General features: G+C 62.9%; 12 protein-coding genes, 2 tRNA genes and 1 pseudogene. 8 read left to right on the top strand and 7 right to left on the bottom strand.

Translation table 11 applies throughout. The features are described 5' to 3' along the window. Window positions 1-189 precede the first annotated feature (189 nt). The 3 genes from metG to ABGV18_RS03780 all read left to right on the top strand — a co-directional run bounded on the left by metG (window position 190) and on the right by ABGV18_RS03780 (window position 2,568). The gene (metG, locus tag ABGV18_RS03770; protein ID WP_396584879.1) at window positions 190-2,250 is read left to right on the top strand and encodes a methionine--tRNA ligase; all 2,061 of its coding nucleotides are present in this window, start codon (window positions 190-192) and stop codon (window positions 2,248-2,250) included. 44 nt (window positions 2,251-2,294) lie between these two features. Continuing rightward, window positions 2,295-2,371: transfer RNA gene (locus tag ABGV18_RS03775), tRNA-Met, on the top strand. 120 nt (window positions 2,372-2,491) lie between these two features. Further along, window positions 2,492-2,568, top strand: a tRNA-Met gene (locus ABGV18_RS03780). Between the two features lie 52 nt (window positions 2,569-2,620). On the opposite strand, the gene ABGV18_RS03785 is transcribed toward ABGV18_RS03780, so the two are convergent. From ABGV18_RS03785 to ABGV18_RS03795, 3 genes and pseudogenes are all read right to left on the bottom strand, one after another. Beyond that, window positions 2,621-3,526: an efflux RND transporter permease subunit gene (locus ABGV18_RS03785; protein WP_396584880.1), complete on the bottom strand. Its 906-nt coding sequence runs from the start codon at window positions 3,524-3,526 to the stop codon at window positions 2,621-2,623. Window positions 3,527-3,542: 16 nt separating this feature from the next. Then, window positions 3,543-5,759: pseudogene (locus ABGV18_RS03790) on the bottom strand (efflux RND transporter permease subunit); the annotation flags it as partial. Continuing rightward, entirely contained in the window at window positions 5,759-6,760 is a 1,002-nt protein-coding gene (locus ABGV18_RS03795) for an efflux RND transporter periplasmic adaptor subunit (protein WP_449728526.1), read from the bottom strand. The pseudogene ABGV18_RS03790 and the gene ABGV18_RS03795, both read right to left, overlap by 1 nt. A 292-nt stretch (window positions 6,761-7,052) precedes the next feature. Here ABGV18_RS03795 and prlC point away from each other — a divergent pair, with 292 nt between their 5' ends. The 5 genes from prlC to ABGV18_RS03820 all read left to right on the top strand — a co-directional run bounded on the left by prlC (window position 7,053) and on the right by ABGV18_RS03820 (window position 13,347). Continuing rightward, entirely contained in the window at window positions 7,053-9,113 is a 2,061-nt protein-coding gene (gene prlC / locus ABGV18_RS03800) for an oligopeptidase A (protein WP_396584882.1), read from the top strand. Beyond that, complete coding sequence (locus ABGV18_RS03805; RefSeq protein WP_396581582.1) at window positions 9,110-10,186, top strand: AI-2E family transporter; 1,077 nt, start codon at window positions 9,110-9,112, stop codon at window positions 10,184-10,186. The genes prlC and ABGV18_RS03805 overlap by 4 nt, the downstream gene beginning before the upstream one ends. Window positions 10,187-10,229: 43 nt before the next feature. Next, a complete protein-coding gene (trmB, locus tag ABGV18_RS03810; protein ID WP_396581581.1) occupies window positions 10,230-10,889 on the top strand; it encodes a tRNA (guanine(46)-N(7))-methyltransferase TrmB in 660 nt (219 codons plus the stop codon). 317 nt (window positions 10,890-11,206) lie between these two features. Next, window positions 11,207-11,623, top strand: coding sequence for a universal stress protein (locus tag ABGV18_RS03815; protein WP_396581580.1), 417 nt, complete (start codon window positions 11,207-11,209; stop codon window positions 11,621-11,623). Window positions 11,624-11,679: 56 nt separating this feature from the next. After that, entirely contained in the window at window positions 11,680-13,347 is a 1,668-nt protein-coding gene (locus ABGV18_RS03820) for a BCCT family transporter (protein ID WP_396581579.1), read from the top strand. A 130-nt stretch (window positions 13,348-13,477) separates the two neighbouring features. Here ABGV18_RS03820 and ABGV18_RS03825 read toward each other — a convergent pair whose 3' ends face one another. The 4 genes from ABGV18_RS03825 to ABGV18_RS03840 form a co-directional block, all read right to left on the bottom strand. Continuing rightward, the gene (locus ABGV18_RS03825) at window positions 13,478-14,191 is read right to left on the bottom strand and encodes a 3'-5' exonuclease (RefSeq protein WP_396581578.1); all 714 of its coding nucleotides are present in this window, start codon (window positions 14,189-14,191) and stop codon (window positions 13,478-13,480) included. Window positions 14,192-14,199: 8 nt separating this feature from the next. Further along, the gene (locus ABGV18_RS03830; RefSeq protein ID WP_396581577.1) at window positions 14,200-16,098 is read right to left on the bottom strand and encodes a DUF294 nucleotidyltransferase-like domain-containing protein; all 1,899 of its coding nucleotides are present in this window, start codon (window positions 16,096-16,098) and stop codon (window positions 14,200-14,202) included. A gap of 141 nt (window positions 16,099-16,239) precedes the next feature. Continuing rightward, a complete protein-coding gene (locus ABGV18_RS03835; RefSeq protein ID WP_396584883.1) occupies window positions 16,240-17,532 on the bottom strand; it encodes a carbohydrate porin in 1,293 nt (430 codons plus the stop codon). 114 nt (window positions 17,533-17,646) lie between these two features. Beyond that, complete coding sequence (locus ABGV18_RS03840; protein WP_396584884.1) at window positions 17,647-18,645, bottom strand: ChaN family lipoprotein; 999 nt, start codon at window positions 18,643-18,645, stop codon at window positions 17,647-17,649. Between the last annotated feature and the right edge of the window lie 225 nt (window positions 18,646-18,870).

Below are 18,870 nucleotides of genomic sequence, written 5' to 3' on the forward strand. Positions count from 1 at the left end.
AGTCGGGCGTCCTGACGGATTTAAGCGGGTTGGCGGTGGCACGGCACCGGAATCTGGCAACGTCGCTGCATGCTAAACTGCCGCGCCCTGAATAACCAATCGTCACCGATGCCGCCTGTGGGGCGTGCCCTTTCGGGGTTATGCCGCCCGACGGCCCGATCACCTTACTTATAAAGACAGCGCATACGCATGGACACACAACGCCGGATTCTCGTCACCTCCGCCCTCCCCTACGCCAACGGTCCGTTGCACCTCGGTCATATCATCGAGACCATCCAGACGGATATCTGGGTGCGTGCACAGAAGCTGTTCGGCCACGACTGCCGTTACGTCTGTGCCGATGACACGCATGGCACGCCCATCATGCTGCGTGCAAAACAGGAGGGCATGACACCCGAGGAACTGATCGCCAAGATCCATCAGCTCCACGAGGCGGACTTCCAGGGCTTCGGCATCGGTTTCGACAACTTCGGCAGCACGCATACCGACGACAACCGCAAAATGGCCGAGGAAATCTTCGGCAAGCTCGATGCCGCCGGCCTGATTAGTCGCAAGACCATCAAGCAGGCCTTCGACGAGACCGAGCAAATGTTCCTGCCGGACCGCTTCATCAAGGGCACCTGCCCCAAGTGCGGCGCCGATGACCAGCACGGTGACAACTGCGAAGTCTGCGGCGCGACTTATGCGCCCACCGAATTGAAGAATCCGAAGTCTGTACTCTCCGGCACCACGCCGGTCGAGCGCGACTCAGAGCACTACTTCTTCGACCTGCCCAAGATTGGCGACCGGCTGAAAGCCTGGCTCGACGCCGCCGAAGTGCAGTCATCGATCAAGGCCAAGCTCCAGGAGTGGTTCGAATCGGGCCTGCAGTCCTGGGACATCTCCCGCGATGCGCCCTACTTCGGCTTCGAGATCCCCGGTGCCCCCGGCAAGTTCTTCTATGTCTGGCTGGACGCGCCGATCGGCTACATCGGTTCGTTCATCGAGCTGGCGCGTCGCGAGGGGCTATCGTTCGACGAGTTCTGGGGCAAAGATGCCGATACCGAGTTGGTGCACTTCATTGGCAAGGACATCGCTTACTTCCACACCCTGTTTTGGCCCGCAACCCTGATGGGTGCCGGCATGCGCACCCCGAATGCGATCCACGCCCACGGTTTCCTCACGCTGAACGGCGAGAAGATGAGCAAGTCGCGCGGCACGTTCATCAAGGCGAAGACCTACCTCGAGCATCTCGATCCGGAGGCGCTGCGCTATTACTTCGCGGCCAAGCTCGGCTCGGGCATCGACGACATCGACCTCAACCTCGAGGACTTCCGCTATCGCGTCAACGCGGATTTGGTGGGCAAGGTGGTCAATATCGCCAGCCGCTGCGCGGGGTTCATCAAGAAGCACTTCGACGGCCGGCTGGCCGCGACACTGGAGCGCCCGGAACTTCATCAAGAGATGACGCAGGCCGCTGCCGGCATCGCCGAGCGCTACGAGCGTCGCGAATACTCTGCCGCGATGCGCGAGATCATGGCGCTGGCCGATCGGGCCAACCAGTACATCGACGAGCGCAAGCCCTGGGTGCTGGCCAAGGACGAGGGCACGCGCGACGAGGTGCAAGCCATCTGCACCGACGGCATCAACGCCTTCGCCGTGCTGATGACCTATCTCTCGCCGGTACTGCCGAAGCTCGCCGCCAAGGCGGCCGAGTTCCTAAACATCGAGGCATTGACCTGGCAGGGGCTGAACCAGCCGCTGCTCGACCACCCGATCAACAAGTTCAAGCCGATGATGCAGCGGATCGAGGAGTCGTCGATAGAGGCACTTCTGGCGGCGGCCAAGCAGGATGCCATCGACGAGGCCAACACCAAGGCGGGCGGCGCGACGAGTACGGCAGAGCAAAAGTCGGTCGAGCGTGAGATCGAGCCGATCGCCGAGACCATCGACATCAAGCAGTTCGGTGCCGTCGACCTGCGCATCGCGAAAATCCTCGAGGCCGATCACGTCGAGGGGGCCGACAAACTGTTGCGCCTGTCGCTCGATATCGGTGAAGACAAGCCACGCCAGGTGTTTGCCGGCATCAAGGCCGCCTACGACCCGGCCACGCTGGTCGGACGTCACACCGTGATGGTCGCCAACCTCGCCCCGCGCAAGATGAAGTTCGGTCTCTCCGAAGGGATGGTGCTGGCGGCGGGTTCGGGTGGCTCGGACCTGCACATCCTCTCGCCGGACGAAGGCGCCACGCCGGGCACGCGGGTAAAGTAATAACGGTTGTGTGACTTCGGCCCGGATCTGTGTATAATTCGTCTCGCGGGATGGAGCAGTCCGGTAGCTCGTCGGGCTCATAACCCGAAGGTCGCAGGTTCGAATCCTGCTCCCGCAACCAGATTCAAAAAGCCCCGAGGCATCGCCTTCGGGGCTTTTTTCATTTTCGAGGGGAATCAGATTCGTGTGGATCGTCCCTTGACAGCGTGGCGGGTCCGCGTACAATGCGCGCCATACCAGACGCGGGATGGAGCAGTCCGGTAGCTCGTCGGGCTCATAACCCGAAGGTCGCAGGTTCGAATCCTGCTCCCGCAACCAGATAAGAAAAGCCCCGAAGGCATTGCCCTCGGGGCTTTTTGTTTGTGCCGAGTCAGTCCGTTCGTGCGTGGCGTTGCGCGATACCGAGGACGGTCGCCGTCAGCGCGGGCAGGAAGGTCAGTGTCACGATGGTCGCGCCCAGCAACCCGAACATCACGATCGCCCCGACCCCGCGATAAAGCTCGGTCCCCTCCCCGGGGATCAATACCAGCGGCGAGAGACCGCTGATGGTAGTCAGCGTGGTCATCACGATCGGGCGCAGCCGCACCGCGACGGCATCCATGACCGCCCCGACCGCATCACGTCCGTCGGCAAAACTGCGCCGGGCCTGTTCGACCAGCAGGATCGGATTGTTGACCACCGTGCCCATCAGGATCAGAAAGCCGAGCATGGTGATCATGTCGAACGGCTGACTGATGGCCTTCAGACCGACTGCCGGCAGCAGACCACCCACCAGGTTCATCAGCGCCAGCCCGGCAATGCCACCGGCGATGCCGAGGGGAATCGCGGTCATGATCAGCAACGGGTATCGCCAGTGGGTGAAGATGGCGACCAGAAGCAGATAGATGATCGCCAGCGCGATCACGAAATTGCCGGAAAGCGCCTTGCGGGTGGCGTTGAGCTGATCGGACGCCCCGGAGATCGACAGGCTGACGCCGGCAGGGATTTCACCCGCGGCGCGCATCTCGCCGACCAACTCCTCGCGCACCCGCTCGACCCCCGCCTCCAGGGCGACGGAATCCGGCGGGATGATGTCGAGGGTCACCATCCGTTTGCCATCGACGCGGCGGACAATGCTGGTGTCCACCCGCGTGTCGATACGCGCTATCGATGACAACGGCAGGCTGGCGCCCTGGGGGCTTTTCAACAGGATCTCGTCGAGTCGTGCCAGGCGCGGGTCGCGCCCGCCCGAACCGTAGAGGTAGATCGATCTTGTCGTCGTCGAGAAAGAAATCATCCACGTAGGCCCCTTCCGTCAGGGCCGAGACGGAAAAGCCGATCGCCTCCATGCTCAAGCCCAGTTCGGCGGCCCGATCCCAGTCCGGGCGGATCTCGACCAGTGGCTGGGCGAGTTCCAGTGTCGATGGGCGCGTCTGGATGCGGGGGTTGTCGAAAATCACCTCGGCCCGCTCGTAGGCGCGGTTCGCGACCTGGTAGATAGCCGCCAGATCGGCCCCGGCAATATCCAGCGAGATACTGCGGGTACCCCCATCGTTGCTGGAAATGATCGACCCCTTGGCCGCAAACGCCCGCATCCCCGGATACTGCTCATAGAAACGGGTGATCTCGGTCATCAGCGCGTCGATATGGTCGGGGTCGATCGTCTCGGAAATCACTCGAATCTGGGTGGGCTGGACCTGCATGACCAGGTTGCGCAGCGGCGGCACGGGGGTGTCGCCACGCTCGAAGGCGCCCGGGTCGGCATCGACCGCCGGCAGGAGATGGGCCTCGACCTCCTCGGCGATCCGCGCCATCTCGTCGAGGTTATAGCCGGGCGGCGCGTTCATCACCGCGAAGGTCTTGGGCTCCTCCCCTTCCGGCAGGTATTCGGCGGGCGGGGTGAGAAACGCGACGATCGACACGCTCATCACTAGCACCACGGCCATGGTCAACCAGCGCCGCAGCCGCGACCCGATCATGCCAAGCACCCCTGCCTCGATGGCCCTTCCCCATGCCGGGGTCCGCTCCCCTTCGTGGCCTGACCCACCGAAATCCAGGCGCGCACTGAGGGTCGGGATCAGCATCACCGCGACCAGCATCGAGGCCATGATCGCCGCGGCGATCGCGATGGCCACATCCGAGTACAACTGGCCCGCCTCTTCCCGGATGAAGAGAATCGGCAGAAACACCAAGACCGTGGTTGCCGTCGAGGCCAGCACCGCCGGCCAGACCTCGCGTACGCCCTCGACCGCGGATTCCAGCCGGGCCATGCCCCGGCGACGCAATCGCTCGATGTTCTCCAGCACCACGATGCTGTTGTCCACGGTCATGCCAATGGCGAAGGCCACCCCGGCGAGCGAGATCACGTTGATGGTCCGCCCGGTGATCAGCAGCCCGAGAAACGCGGCGATCGCACACAACGGAATGCCGATAACCCCGACCAGGGTGGCGCGCGTCGAGCGCAGGAACAGGAACAGGACCAAGGTCGCGAACGCCGCCCCGAGACCCATATTGACCCAGACGTTCTGGATCGAGGCCTCGACGTAGCGCGCATCATCGGTGTTGAGCTCCAGGATCATCCCGGCCGGCTCGAGCACCTCCTCGTTGATGCGCTCGACCTCGTCGATCATGGCGTACTTGATGTCGATGACATTCGAGCCACTCTCGCGACGCACCTGCAGACCGATCACCTTCTGGCCGTTGGTGAAGGCGAGCGCCCGCTGGCGCGACCCACCTTGCTCGACCTCCGCCACGTCACCCAGCCGGATCACGGCATCGCCCCGCCGGGTGATCACCAGTTGCTCGAGCTCCTCGGCGCTGGCGAAACGACCCACGGTGCGCAGCAGATACCGTCGTTTGCCGGCATCCACCTCCCCGCCGGAAATGTCCTGGTTGCGCGCGCGAATGGAATCACGCAGATCGAGCAGGGTCAGTCCGCGGCGCGCCAGCTGGCGTTCGTCGACGTGGATCTGCATCTGCCGCTCGGCGCCGCCGCGCCTGGTGACCTCCGAGACCCCGGGCACACTCTCCATGCGCGAGCGGACCTCGTCGTAGACGAAGTCGCGCATCAGATCAATGTCCAGACCACGCGGGTTGTCCGGCAGCGTCGCGACCCGGAAGTACATGAAGGCATTGGAGGAAAACGAGGTGGCCGCGATGCGCGGTTCGTCGACATTGCGCGGATAATCCGGCACCTGGCTCAAGGCATTGTTGACCTCGATCAGCGCCTCGGTGATATCGGTGCCGAAGGGAAATTCCAGCTCGATCTCCGCCGCATCGCTGGTGGCGGTGGCATTGAGTTCCGCCAAGCCAGGGATATTGCGCAGGTAGCGCTCCTGCTCGATCAGGATGTCCTTCTCGATGTCCTGGGGCGTGGCACCAGGCCAGCGGGTCTCGACGGTGATGGTGCGCACATCGAGATCCGGGATCATCTGCACCGGGATCCGCAAGGCGGCGACCGCCCCGAGAATGGCAATGATCAAGGTGACGACGGTGACCAGCGTGCCGTGACGGACAACCCCGGCGAACATCAGTTGGGCCCCGCCTCGGCATCGTGATCACCGATACGCACTGCCATGCCCGCTTCGAGCGCCTCGTTGCCTCGCACGATCACCTGGGCACCCGGCTCGAGACCCGCCGTTACCACCACGCGGTCATCGAATCCCTGCGCCATTTCGACCTGGCGCTCGACCACGGTCTGACCATCCCCGTCATCGAGCACCCACACCGTCGTGCGCCCATCCGGATAACGCTGCACGGCATCCCGTGCGACGGTCAGGCCTTCACGCCCTGTCGGTAATCGCAGACGCCCCTCCACCGCCATCCCGGGCAGCAAGGTCTTGTCCTTGGCCGCCTTCCCGCGCAGCAAAAAGGTCCTCGAAGTCGGATCGGTCACCGGCACCACGGTGGCGATCTCGGCAGACTCCCAGCCCGTGGACGCGCCATCGACGCGATAATCGAGCATGGCGTCATCGCCGAACAACGGGTAATAACGCTGGGGGACGGGATAATCGAGGCGCAGCGCTTCCCGATCGACCAGGCGGACCAATGCCTCTCCCGGGGCGACCCATTCCCCCCGTTCCGCGTGCCGTTCGGTGACCACGCCGTCAAACGGGGCCACCAGGCGGTGACGATCCAGCCGCGCCCGCCCGCTATCGAGATTGGCGCTGAGCCGCGCCACGCGCGCCTCCGCCTGCCGGACCGTGCTGGCCCGGGCCTGAACCTCGGTTTCCGGGATATTGCGTCCGGCCCCGACCGATCGGGCCTCATCGAGACGACGTGCGGCTTCCTGACGAGCCGCGACCGCCTCACGCCATTCGGCCTCGAGGCTGCTCACTGACAACCGCTCGAGTTCATCATCCAGTTCGAACAGTGCCATGCCGGCCGTGACTCGGTCGCCGGTTTCCACCAGCACGGCCTCGACCAAGCCGGCAACTTCCACCGACAACGCGGCCGTATGCAGGCTGCTCACCGTGCCGTCAAGTGGCACCATCGCGATGATCTCGCTCGGCGTGGCCGTTTCGGTCACCACGCGGGGCCCCTCGGCCGCCCCGGCAGGGACAGACAGGAAAAGGGCCCCCGCCATCGCCCAACCAAGGGCGTGATCAACGGCACGGGGCAAACGAGCACAAGGATTCATTTCGCTAGCGGGTCCAATGTGGGAACAGAATTGTCTTGGCCTTCAGTGGAGGCGGCTGGCATGGATTCACGCAAACGCATTTAGCGTAGTCGTATACCCCACCACATGCCACGCAGCGGCCGGCCGAACAGACAAAAATGCTAATCTGAACGCCAATCGCTCAACCATTCGTCGAGAGTCACGCATGTCCAATCCCTTGCTGGATACCCCGGATCTTCCGGCCTTCGATCGCATCCTGCCGGAGCATGTCGAGCCGGCCATCGACCGCATCCTCAGTGAGAACCGGGCGGCCATTGCCGAGCGCCTGGACCAGGGTGCCCCGTTCACCTGGGAAAATTTCGTCGCCCCGATGGAGGCGCTGGAAGACCGGGTCGACCGTGCCTGGTCTCCCGTCAGCCACCTCAATGCGGTGGTCAACACCCCGGAACTGCGCTCCGCCTACGAGGCCTGCCTGCCCAAGCTGTCCGACTACTCGACCGACCTCGGGCAGAACGAGACCCTGTTTTCGGCCTACCGGGAAGTCAGCGAGCGAGCCGACTTCGAGACGCTTTCTGTTGCCCAGCGCCGGGTGGTGGAAAACGCGATCCGCGACTTTCGACTCGCCGGGGTCGACCTGCAGCCAGCCGACAAGGAGCGATTCAAGGTGCTCAAGAGCGAGCTGTCCCAACTGAGCACCCGCTTTGCCAACAACCTGCTGGATGCCACGAATGCCTGGTCGCTGGATATCGAGGACGAGTCGCGCCTCGCCGGGCTGCCGGAATCGTCTCGCGCCCTGTTCCGCGAGGCGGCCGAACGTGCCGAACGAGCCGGCTGGCGAATCACGCTCGACATGCCCAGCTTCATCGCTGTCATGACCCAGGCCGAAGACCGTGGCCTGCGCGAGACACTCTACGAGGCGTTCGTCACGCGCGCCTCCGATGTCGGTCCACATGCCGGACGGTGGGACAACGGCCCGATCATGGATCGCATCCTCGCCATCCGCCACGAATTGGCGCAATTGCTCGGTTTCGACAATTACGCCCAGCGTTCGCTGGAAACCAAGATGGCCAGCAACCCGGCCGAGGTCCTCGAGTTCCTGCAGGAATTGACGGAACAGGCGGTCCCCAAGGCTCGCCAGGAACTGGCCGATCTCCAGGCCTTCGCCCGGGAATCTGGCGGCCCCGACACATTGCAGCCATGGGACCTGATGTTCTTTGGTGAGAAGCTGCGTGAGGCCCGTTTCGCCATTTCTCAAGAGCAATTGAAGCCCTACTTCCCCGCCGACCGTGTCGTGGACGGCCTGTTTACCGTGGTCGAGCGCCTATTCGGTATCCAGGTGCGCGAGCGCAATGACGTGCCCACCTGGCACCCGGACGTTCGCTTCTATGAGATCGAGGATCGGGACGGTAACCCGCGGGGCCGGTTTTACCTCGACCTATACGCGCGCGCCCACAAGCGCGGCGGTGCCTGGATGGCGGGTGCGATTCAACGGCACCGACTGCCCAACGGGAGCATCCAGCAGCCGGCCGCCTTCCTAACCTGCAACTTCACCCCGCCGGTGGGTGGCGAGCCAGCGCTGCTCACGCATGACGAGGTCACCACGCTGTTCCACGAGTTCGGCCATGGCTTGCATCACCTGCTTACCCAAGTGGATGCTGCCAGCGTGTCGGGAATCAGTGGGGTTGCCTGGGATGCGGTCGAACTCCCCAGCCAGTTCCTCGAGAACTGGTGCTGGGAGCGCGAGGCACTCGACCTGTTCGCCCATCACGTTGACACCGGTGAGCCGCTGCCGGCCGAGTTGTTCGATCGTCTACGTGCCGCGCGCCAGTTCCAGGCCGGCATGCAGATGGTCCGCCAACTGGAATTCTCACTGTTCGACCTGCTCCTGCACCAGGATTTCGACCCGGCCACGGGCGCCCGGATCCAGGAAACGCTCGATCAGGTACGCCAGTCGGTGGCCGTGATCCAGCCGCCCGCCTACAACCGCTTCCAGCATGGATTCGCGCACATCTTTGCCGGTGGCTACGCGGCCGGCTACTACAGCTACAAGTGGGCGGAGGTTCTCTCCGCGGATGCCTGGTCACGCTTCGAGGAAGACGGGGTGTTCAACGAGCGCGCCGGATCGGATTTCCTGGTCCATATCCTCGAACGCGGTGGCAGCGAAGACCCGATGGCCCTGTTCAAGGCCTTCCGCGGGCGCGAACCGAGCATCGAGCCGCTGCTGAAACAACACGGGATCGCCGCCTCCGAGGATGCGACTCGATGACGCTCGATCCCACCCACACGTCCAAGCCGAGCGCCCTGATCTGGCTGCTGGGGGCGGCGGCCGTGTTCATCCTGCTGGCCGGGCTGAAGACCGTCAGCCATATCGTGACCCCGTTCCTGCTGGCGGCCTTTCTCGCGATCATCAGCGCCCCGCCGATGGCCTGGATGCAGCGTCGTGGTGTCCCGGGCCTGGTGTCGATCCTGTTCCTGTTCTCGTTGGTGGGCGTGGCCTTCTTCCTGCTCTTCCTGGCCCTGCAGGGGGCGGTAGAGAGCCTCGCGAACCAGGCACCCGCCTATCAGGCCAAGCTCGTTGGCTGGCTGGAGCAGATACGCACCGTGCTCGCCGAGCGCGGTGCACCGCCCGAACTGCTGCCGGCCCAGATCCCATTGCCGGCGACCAGCACCATCACGGGCACGGCCACCGGCATCGCGACGGGACTGGGGCAGTTCACGGCCAGCACCCTGCTCGTGCTGCTGGCCTTCATGTTCCTGCTGCTCGAGGAACGCACCCTGGCAGACAAGCTTGCCGCGGCATTCCCGGGCCGCCGCCGGGCGCGCGTGCGTACTCGTCGTTTCCTGCGCTCGGTCTATCGCTACCTGCTGATCAAGACAGGCGCCAGTGTCCTCACGGGGCTGCTGGTGGGGGTCGGCTTGAGTTGGCTGAGTATCGATTTCGCCATTCTCTGGGGCATCGTTGCCGGGCTGCTCAACTTCATTCCCACGATCGGCTCGTTCATTGCCGCCATACCCGCCCTGCTGGTCACGGTCGTCAGTGGCTCGCCGCTGGATCTCCTGCTGGTCGGCACGTTGTACCTGGTGGTCAACATCAGCATCGGTAGCATCCTCGAGCCCCGTCTGCTCGGACGCACCCTGGGGCTTTCCCCGGTCATCGTGCTGATCTCGCTGCTGGTCTGGGGCTGGGTCTTCGGCCCCATCGGGATGTTGCTCGCCGTGCCGCTGACGATGATCGCCAAGCTCGCGCTGGACTCCAGCCCGCAGACACGGTGGGCGGGCATCCTCTTGAGCGACCGCGTTCGACGCCAGCCGATTGCCGCGACCACCCCCGATGACTAAATCGGGTGAATCGACGCCCAGCCGTGCCGGCAGTGCACCCACAATGGGCGACAGTCCATCGCGGCAGGTGACATCGACCCAGACGGCGCCGCACGACGATCTGGAACGACAACTGCTCCGTCACGCGCAAACACCGTTTGCCAAGCCGATCGCCGCGTACAACCGCGAGGCCTTCGACGGCGCGGCAGCTCGACTCGAATCCATCGAGCGTCCCCTGATCCTGGATTCGGGCTGCGGCACTGGCGACAGCAGCCGGCTGCTCGCCTACCACTACCCCGATCACTGGGTCGTGGGCATCGACCGATCCGCCGACCGGTTGTCGCGGCAACGCGCCGACACGCCAGCTAACTGCCTGCTGATTCGGGCCGATCTGATCGATTTCTGGCGCCTGGCCCATGGGCATAGTTGGAAGCCGGTTCAGCACCACCTGCTGTATCCCAACCCGGAACCCAAGCCACGGCATCTCAAGCGGCGGTTTCACGCCCACCCGGTCTTTCCTACCTTCGTCGCCCTCGGCGGGCGGATCGAGTCGCGCAGCAACTGGCGGGTCTACCTCGAGGAGCTGGCGCAGGCACTGGCGTTCCATGGGCGAGCGTCCCGCATCGAGCCCATCCCGGCCGACGAGCCGCCCATGACGCTATTCGAGCGTAAATACCGGGCCAGTGGCCAACCGTTATGGCGATTGATCAGTGACGGTTTATAAAGGCTTTCATTGTCCAGAAAAGCCGCGTGGACCATCCGGATTCTCCACCGAGGCATTGTCATCAGGCATGTTATTTGTTCGCCGATTAGCGTTGCGCAAGCCCTGGCGGATTTGACAAGGCCGCTACCCTGTCCACTGGCAGTGACGAAATCCCCGAGTCCGCAGAGCCGCTGGCCTGTGCCTATACTCGTGCCTGTCTTGAAGGCGGCCCTGCCAAAAGCAAATCAATTAGGGGCACGGGCCGCCGATAAAACGTCTCGTTCATGAAACAGGCCACTCAGTCTGCATTCATGGGAATTCCAGGAGGAGCCGATCGCATGTATCAATCGATAATGGTCCCGGTGGATCTCGCGCACCTCGATGCGCTGGAAAAACCGCTGACGGTGGCAGCCGACATGGCGCGCCACTACAACGCTCAGCTCTGCTACGTGGGTGTGACCACCTCTCAACCGAGCTCGGTGGCCAGAACGCCCGAGGAGTACGAGCAGAAACTCAAGGCCTTCGCCCAGGAACATGCCCCGGATAACGGTCAAGCGCCAACCGCTCGTGTCTATAACAGCCACGATCCGGTCACCGACCTGGATGACATCCTGATCAAGGCGATTGTTGACGTCGGCGCCGATCTGGTGGTGATGGGCACGCACCTGCCCCACCACATCGACGCGATCATGCCGGCCAACGGCAGCAAGGTCGCCGCGCACTCGAACGTCTCGGTCTTCCTCGTTCGCCCCTGAACACCGAGCGATCACACGAACGACCTGATCAACCAGAAACCGACGGAGAGACACTCGTGGACAACAAACCCGATAATCCACCGGACACGCAGAGCGAATCGGTCGGCGTCCCGGCACCCGAAGGGGCGGCAAACCTGATCGATACCGATTACAAGATCGGGCAGGACAACTACCAAGCATCGCCGATGGGCGTGAATATCGACATTCACGGCGCGGTATTCGTCTTTTCCTCCCTGATCGTCCTCGCGTTCGTGATCCTGGCCCTGGCCCTACCGGATCAGGCGACTGACTGGTTCGGCGCCGCAAAGGACTGGATCAACAGCAACATGACCTGGTTCATCCTGCTGTCGGCCAACATCTTCGTGGTGTTGTGCCTGGTCCTTATCGTCACGCCACTGGGCAAGGTGCGCATTGGCGGCGCCAGCGCGACGCCCGACTTCAGCTACCTGGGTTGGTTCTCGATGCTGTTCGCCGCCGGTATGGGCATCGGCCTGATGTTCTACGGCGTGGCCGAACCGCTCACCCACTACGGCACCTCGCTGGGTGGCACGAGCATGGGCGAGAATGGCATGCGGACCGACTGGGCACCGCTGGGTGCCGCGGCCGACAATCCGGCAGCAGCCTACAGCCTCAGCATGGCCGCCACGATCTTCCACTGGGGCCTGCACCCATGGGCGATCTACGCCATTGTTGCGTTGTCGCTGGCGATCTTTTCCTACAACAAGGGTCTGCCGCTGACGGTCCGCTCCATGTTCTATCCGATCCTGGGCGAACGCATCTGGGGATGGCCGGGCCACGTCATCGATATCCTGGCCGTATTCGCGACCCTGTTCGGCCTCGCGACCTCGCTTGGCATCGGCGCACAGCAGGCCTCGGCGGGCCTAACGCACCTGTTCGGCATCCCCGGAGGGAACACCACCCTGGTGCTGCTGATTGCCGCGATCACGGCGGTGGCAATCGTCTCGATCGTCGCCGGTGTCGACAAGGGCGTTAAGCGACTGTCAGAGGCCAACATGGTGCTGGCGTTCCTGCTGTTGATGTTCGTCATCTTCGTCGGCCCGACGCTGCTGATCGCAACCGGGTTCTTCAAGAACCTCGGCTCCTACTTCACCGAGCTGCCGTTCCTGTCGAACCCGTTCGCCCGCGACGACGCGAACTTCAGTCAGGGCTGGACCACCTTCTACTGGGCGTGGTGGATCAGCTGGTCGCCGTTTGTCGGCATGTTCATCGCACGGATTTCCCGCGGCCGGAGCGTGCGCGAGTTCCTTACGGCCGTACTGCTGGTGCCGTCGACCATTTCCGTTCTCTGGATGACGGCTTTCGGCACCACGGCCATCAACCAGTTGCAAGAAGAAGGCTTTGAAGGAGCGAAAAACGCCGATCTACCGGTTCAGCTGTTCGAGGTGCTGGGCCAGTTGCCGCTCGCCGAGATTACCTCGTTCATCGGCATCGTGCTGGTTATCGTGTTCTTCGTGACCTCCTCGGACTCCGGTTCGCTGGTCATCGACACGATCACCGCTGGCGGCAAGATCGACGCACCCAAGCCGCAGCGTGTGTTCTGGGGCGTGATCGAAGGCGCCATCGCCATCGCCCTGCTCGTTGGTGGGGGTCTCGCCGCGTTGCAATCCGCAGCGGTGGCAGCCGGCCTGCCGTTCACTGTCGTGCTCCTGGTGGGCTGTTACGCCATCGTCAAGGGGCTGATGAGCGAGCCCCGCGGCAAATGACGGGCTGAAGTAGGCTCGGTGTGACGGTGAGTTCACGCTCATCGTCATGCCCTCAGCCCTCACAGGAAAGGCGGCCAATCGGCCGCCTTTTTTTGTGGTCAGGTACCCATCGTTTCCGCCCGACGCGACGTCACTCCCAAAGCTCACCCACGGGGGTATCCGGAGAGTAGTGCCTGGCGATCTGCGCCTGCAGCAGTTCGGCGGTCGCCAACGCGTCGAGCTTGGCGTGGTGTGCCGAATAGGCCGGTAGGCCGTAGCGAGCCCGGGTATCCGACAGGCGTATCGATGTCGGCGCCCCGCGCAACATCCCCTTGAGGCGATTCCACCCGCCCTGGCGCACCTCGCGCGCCTCGATGCTCATGGTGTCGATCAGCGGAAACAGGCAACGTTCACCGCGGCGATCCTGCACGGCGGTATCCAGGAAAGGCCGTTCGATCCCGCGGTAGTGAACCACCACGAGACAGCCCGAGAGCTCGGCCAGGATCTCGTCGAGTACCTCGTCGAGGTCCGGCGCGCGGGCCACTTCGGCATGCGTGATGCGATGGAATCGAATCGAGGCCTCATCTAGCGGGCGTTGCGGCCGAACGACCCAGTAGCGGCCGGCCGACGGACGGATTCGCCTCAGGTCGAATGGCACCAGGCCGATCGACACGATGGCATGGCGATGAACGTCCAGTCCTGTGGTCTCGAAATCCAGCGCCACCAGCGGCACGTCGCACAGCGGGGTCTGCGGCCGCGGCACCCCGGCCGCGTAGAACGCCCGCAGCGCGGGATCCTGGCAACGTCTGGCCTTGTCGGCAAAGAAGGCGGCCCAGGTTGATTCTTCCGGTTGCGGGTTCGACATGACGGTGATCAGCGATTGGGCATCGGGTAACGAAACCGCAGGAATTTCTGGGCGTTGCTCAGCACCTGGAAGGCATCCTTGAGGTTGTGGCGTTCGCCATCCGACACGTTTTCCGGTTCGATGTTGTTGTCGGGCGCGTGATGATGCTTGAGATCATGCGCTTGGTGCCGGATGCGGACCATCGAGATGAACTCCAGCGCATAACGCAGCTTGTCCGCCTGGCCCGCCGGCAACGAGTTGGCCTTGACGATATCGTCGAGGCGGTCGAATGATGTCTGCGAGCGCGAACCGATTGCCAGGGCGTGCACACGGATGACGTCCACAAGCGGCGCGGTGCCACGCCGTTTGAGATTGATGGAGTTGTTGTGCTGCCCGTCCTTTTCCATCACAAAGGTCCGGAAAAAGCCAAGCGGCGGCGTGCGATTGAGCGCATTGCGCGCCAGGGCGGCGAGAAACAAGGGGCTCTGACTGGCACGTTGGGCGACCAGGTCCTGCAGCTGCTCGACGAAGCGCTCTTCCCCGTGCACGGCCTCCAGGTCGAAGAAGATCGAACTGTGCAGCAATTTCTCCGGGTCGGGCTTGTCGATCCACTCCTCGAAATAGCGCCGCCACACCGACAGCGGTTGGCGCCATTTCGGGTTGGTGCCCATGATCCCGCCGTTGCAATAGGGATAACCGCAGGCATGCAGGCCGTCGCTTACCCGTTTGGCCAGGGCCGCGAACCAGGCATCGTGCTGTTCCGGGTCAAAGGAGTCGTCCAGGATCAACGCGTTGTCCTGGTCCGTGGCGATGGTCTGATCGTTTCGCGCCATCGAGCCATTGACCATGAAGCAATAAGGCACCGGCGGCGGGCCCAACTCCGCCTCGGCCAGTTCGATCAACCGTCTGATCAGGCTTCGGCCGATACTGGACATCGCCTGACCGATCATCTGCGAGGTCGCCCCGTCATCCACCAGCCGCACGAAGGCGGCCCGCACGTCCGGCATCAACCGCGCAAGACCCTTGACCGATCCCTGGTTGAAGATATTGCTAACCAGGTACAGGCTGCTGTGCGTTTCGTAACGCACGATATCGGAGAGATGCACCACGCCCACGGGGCGTCGCCGATGCAGCACCGGCAGGTGGTGGACGTTGTTGCGCAGCATCGCGAGCATGGCCTCGTAGACCGACTCGTCCGACTGGATGGTGATCAGCCGGTCGTGCTTGATCTCGGCGAGTGGCGTCTCCCCGGACAGCCCGATGGCCAACACCCGGGCACGCAGGTCCTGATCCGTCAGAATGCCGGTCAGGCGCCAATGACCGTCCTCCTCACCGGCAAAGGCACGCTCGTCACCCCCCTCGGCCCGCGACAGCAACAGGATCGACGAGACGTGATGGTCGGTCATCGAACGAGCCGCCTCGTGCACCGTGGCGTTTTCCTCGATGCTCACCGGACTGCGGGTCAGCAAGCGGCGAACGCGGCTGACCATCAGGTCGTTTTCGCGCTCGTTCTGTTCCACCGTGGACTGCAGGCGTGGACCGGACAGTTCGACGAAATCGGCGAACTGGTCGTCTTCCTCGCAGAGACGGTCGAAGATGTCCGCCGGGATCAGGTAGATCAACGTGTCCTCGATGGCGCGCACCGGGAACCGCACCCGGCGATTGTGCAGCAGGCCGGTGTGCCCAAAGATGTCGCCTTCCCCGATCCGGTTGTAGAGCTCGCCGTTGTGGCGATAGATCTCGACCGCCCCGCTACGGATGTAACGCAGCGTGTCGATGGGCTCGCCGTACTCCTGGATCATGGAGCCTTCTCGGTAATAGGCCACGTCCGTGCGGGCGGCAATCTGGTCCAGCCATTTCCGGTCGAGCCGGTCGAACGGCGGGTACTGACGCAAGTGTTCGCTGATTTCCTGAACTTCCGCTTCCATGACTCACTCGCTCGCAAGGTAAGGCTATCGGACGATACGTTCTGCCCACAGTGTGGCAGTTGCGCCTCGTTTTTCGACAATTTACGGACATAAAAAAAGCGGGCCGCGGCCCGCTTTGAACGATCTTCATTTGACGGTCATTTAGAAGTAGTAACCGACGTTGATATTGAAGACCGTGTTTTGACCGCCGTCGCTGGTCATGCCGTTAGCAACAAACGGCTGATTCTTCCCATTGATGATATCGAAGTACGTGTACAGCCCACCTGCAGCCACGGCCATGCCGGTGACGTTCATGTAGGTGTCCTCGAAATCACTGTTCTTGTCGTAGATCAGGCTGTAGTCGTTGTAGAACGTCAAAGAGGACACCGGACCCCATTCGACCGGCAAGGTGTAGGCCAAGTTCGCCGTGATCGCCTTGGCGGACAGCGGACCGGTATACAAGCCCGCGTAGTAGCCGTAGTTCATAAACTGAGCATTCGGATCATCCAGATCGTATTCCCAGTCGGTGTACTGCAGTTGCAGATTCCAGCGATCGTAGTCCGCCACCAGGTGGGCTGCGGCCGCGTAGTAATCGCCATCACCCTCCGGCGTCGCACCGTCTAACTGGCCGTACTTGACCGAGGCACCCGGCTTGAGCGTCAGCTTGTCGCCGACCTTGTAGTCATACTCGGCTCGCGCCACCAGCGTGTTGACCGACTGGGTCGCCCCCTGGTTACCGTCATAACCAATCACATTGGACGAGTAGGAGTCGGTGTCACCCGACCCGTCAAAATCTGTGCCCCACTTGCGCTCGTCATTCTTCATGAACGCGAAATCAAAACGCCAATCACCCGGCGTGTAAGTCGTGCCGACACCGAAATCGTAGTTGTCCTCAAGGCCGACGTAGTACAGCGACGAGAAGTAGAAATTGTGCGAGTTGTACGGCAGCACACCGAACGGCGTCTGGAAGACACCGGCTTTCGCCATCAGATCATCGGTGAACTCGTAACCAACCCAGGCGTGGTGGATCACGGACATGTACTCGTACCAACGCCATTCGGCAGACAGGATCACGTCGTTGATCTCGCCATCGAAGTTCAGGCGGAAGGTATCAAACGCCAAGTCGCCACCACGGTCTTTGCCGGCATTGTCGTTGTCGGCCACGGTGTAGTTGAATCGCACCGCGCCGCCAACATTGATATCCGGCTTAGCGGCTTCCGCCTTTTCTTCAGCCTGGGCGACCTTCTCGGCCTGCTCCGACTGTGTCTGTTCTATCTGATCGTTGCGCGCGCGCTCTTTCTCCAACTCGCCCTGCAGGTTCTCGACGCGCTGCTTGAGTGCCTCGAGCTCCTGCATGATGCGTTCGGCGCTGGCGTCACCGGTGGCGGCCATACCGGAGAGCGGCGAGGTTCCGAGCGCCACGCCGATGGAGATTGCCAACAACTGCTTCTTCATCTTCGATCCCTCATTTTTTCGTTGTTTATCAACGGCTCTGATCGTTTTTCGTGGCCGAGGCCACGTTAACACGGGGTGCAAGCCCTGAATCGGTCTCTCCCGGTCTCTCCCACATCACTCCCCTTTCCGTGATTCGCGCGCCTGCGCGCAAGGATCCGGCCGATCCACTGCCGGCATGACCACTCGCAGGTCGAAGGCGTCGTCTAGCCCCGCGGCGTCGCTCAGTTGGTTTATCGGCACCATGCCTATCGACATGACGTCCAGACGTGCCTCCTCGGCCAACTGTGCCAACCAATACCCAACCCCTCGGTCCAGCCGTGCGTGTTCGTTGCCCATCACGGCAACGATCTGATGGTCGGGGTAGGCTTTCCGCGCGCCCATAATCGCCTTGGCCATCAACACGTCGCGTGCCACCTGCGCGCGAACCATGCGGCTGGACATGGCCGACGGTATCTCCTGGCAATGCGATTGCTCGAGAACCTCGACCAGGCCGCGCTCCTGCTCAGTCGGCAGGGACAGCTCCGGGGCAATTTCATCGACCCATGCCCGCGCGTTGGCATCCAGCTCGTCACGCCAGCCGGTACCGTCTGCCATGGCCACCGCCATGGCCTTCTCCCGCGACAGGTTCAGTGGCCAAAGCGGCGCCCGACGTTCCGTTGCCCAATCGAACAACGGGCCGTAGCGATCCCATCCCCACCCATCCTGGTCGAACCCGACCGCTTGGGCTCGCGCACGACCATTTTGAAAGCTCTCGTCATTGAGACGCTCGATCCTGCCGTCACCGCCCAAATCAAGCTGCTCGAGCGCCAGCAACACCGGACCGTTAAACGCATCGAGCAGCTCGAGCTGCCGCCGATGGATGGGCGGGGAATCATGCACTTCGCCCAGGAGAATCACGGGCGCATCACGCAAGCAATCTAGCGCCTGCTTCTCCGTGACGCTCTGACCCTGGGCATCCCACCAGCTACCAACAAGCGTCGAGGTCTCAGCTCGGGTGCAGGAGAAGGCCAGCAAAACCGCCAGTCCACCCAGCAAGGTCGCGATTCGGGGAATCGTCCGACGGTGCCGAACCACGAATGGAGTCAAATTGTCCGGGGATGCCATCGGTTCCATACGTGACAGGTCGACTCCTTATAAGTCCGGGATACAGGGCGCGGTCAAAACTAATTGAATCGAAGCTTAGTAAATCGAGGGCGATTTACCTCACGTGCGACGTTTTCGGCATGGTCGAGAGTGGGAAGTGGGACTCCCAGATAAACAAGGGCTCCGACAAAAGAGAATGATTGCTGTTACCTATGTGCTCATCGACAACCGCCCGGCGGCGGACCTGATGAACTG

Origin of the sequence: Guyparkeria halopsychrophila (assembly GCF_044582135.1) — a bacterium.
Classification (GTDB): domain Bacteria; phylum Pseudomonadota; class Gammaproteobacteria; order Halothiobacillales; family Halothiobacillaceae; genus Guyparkeria.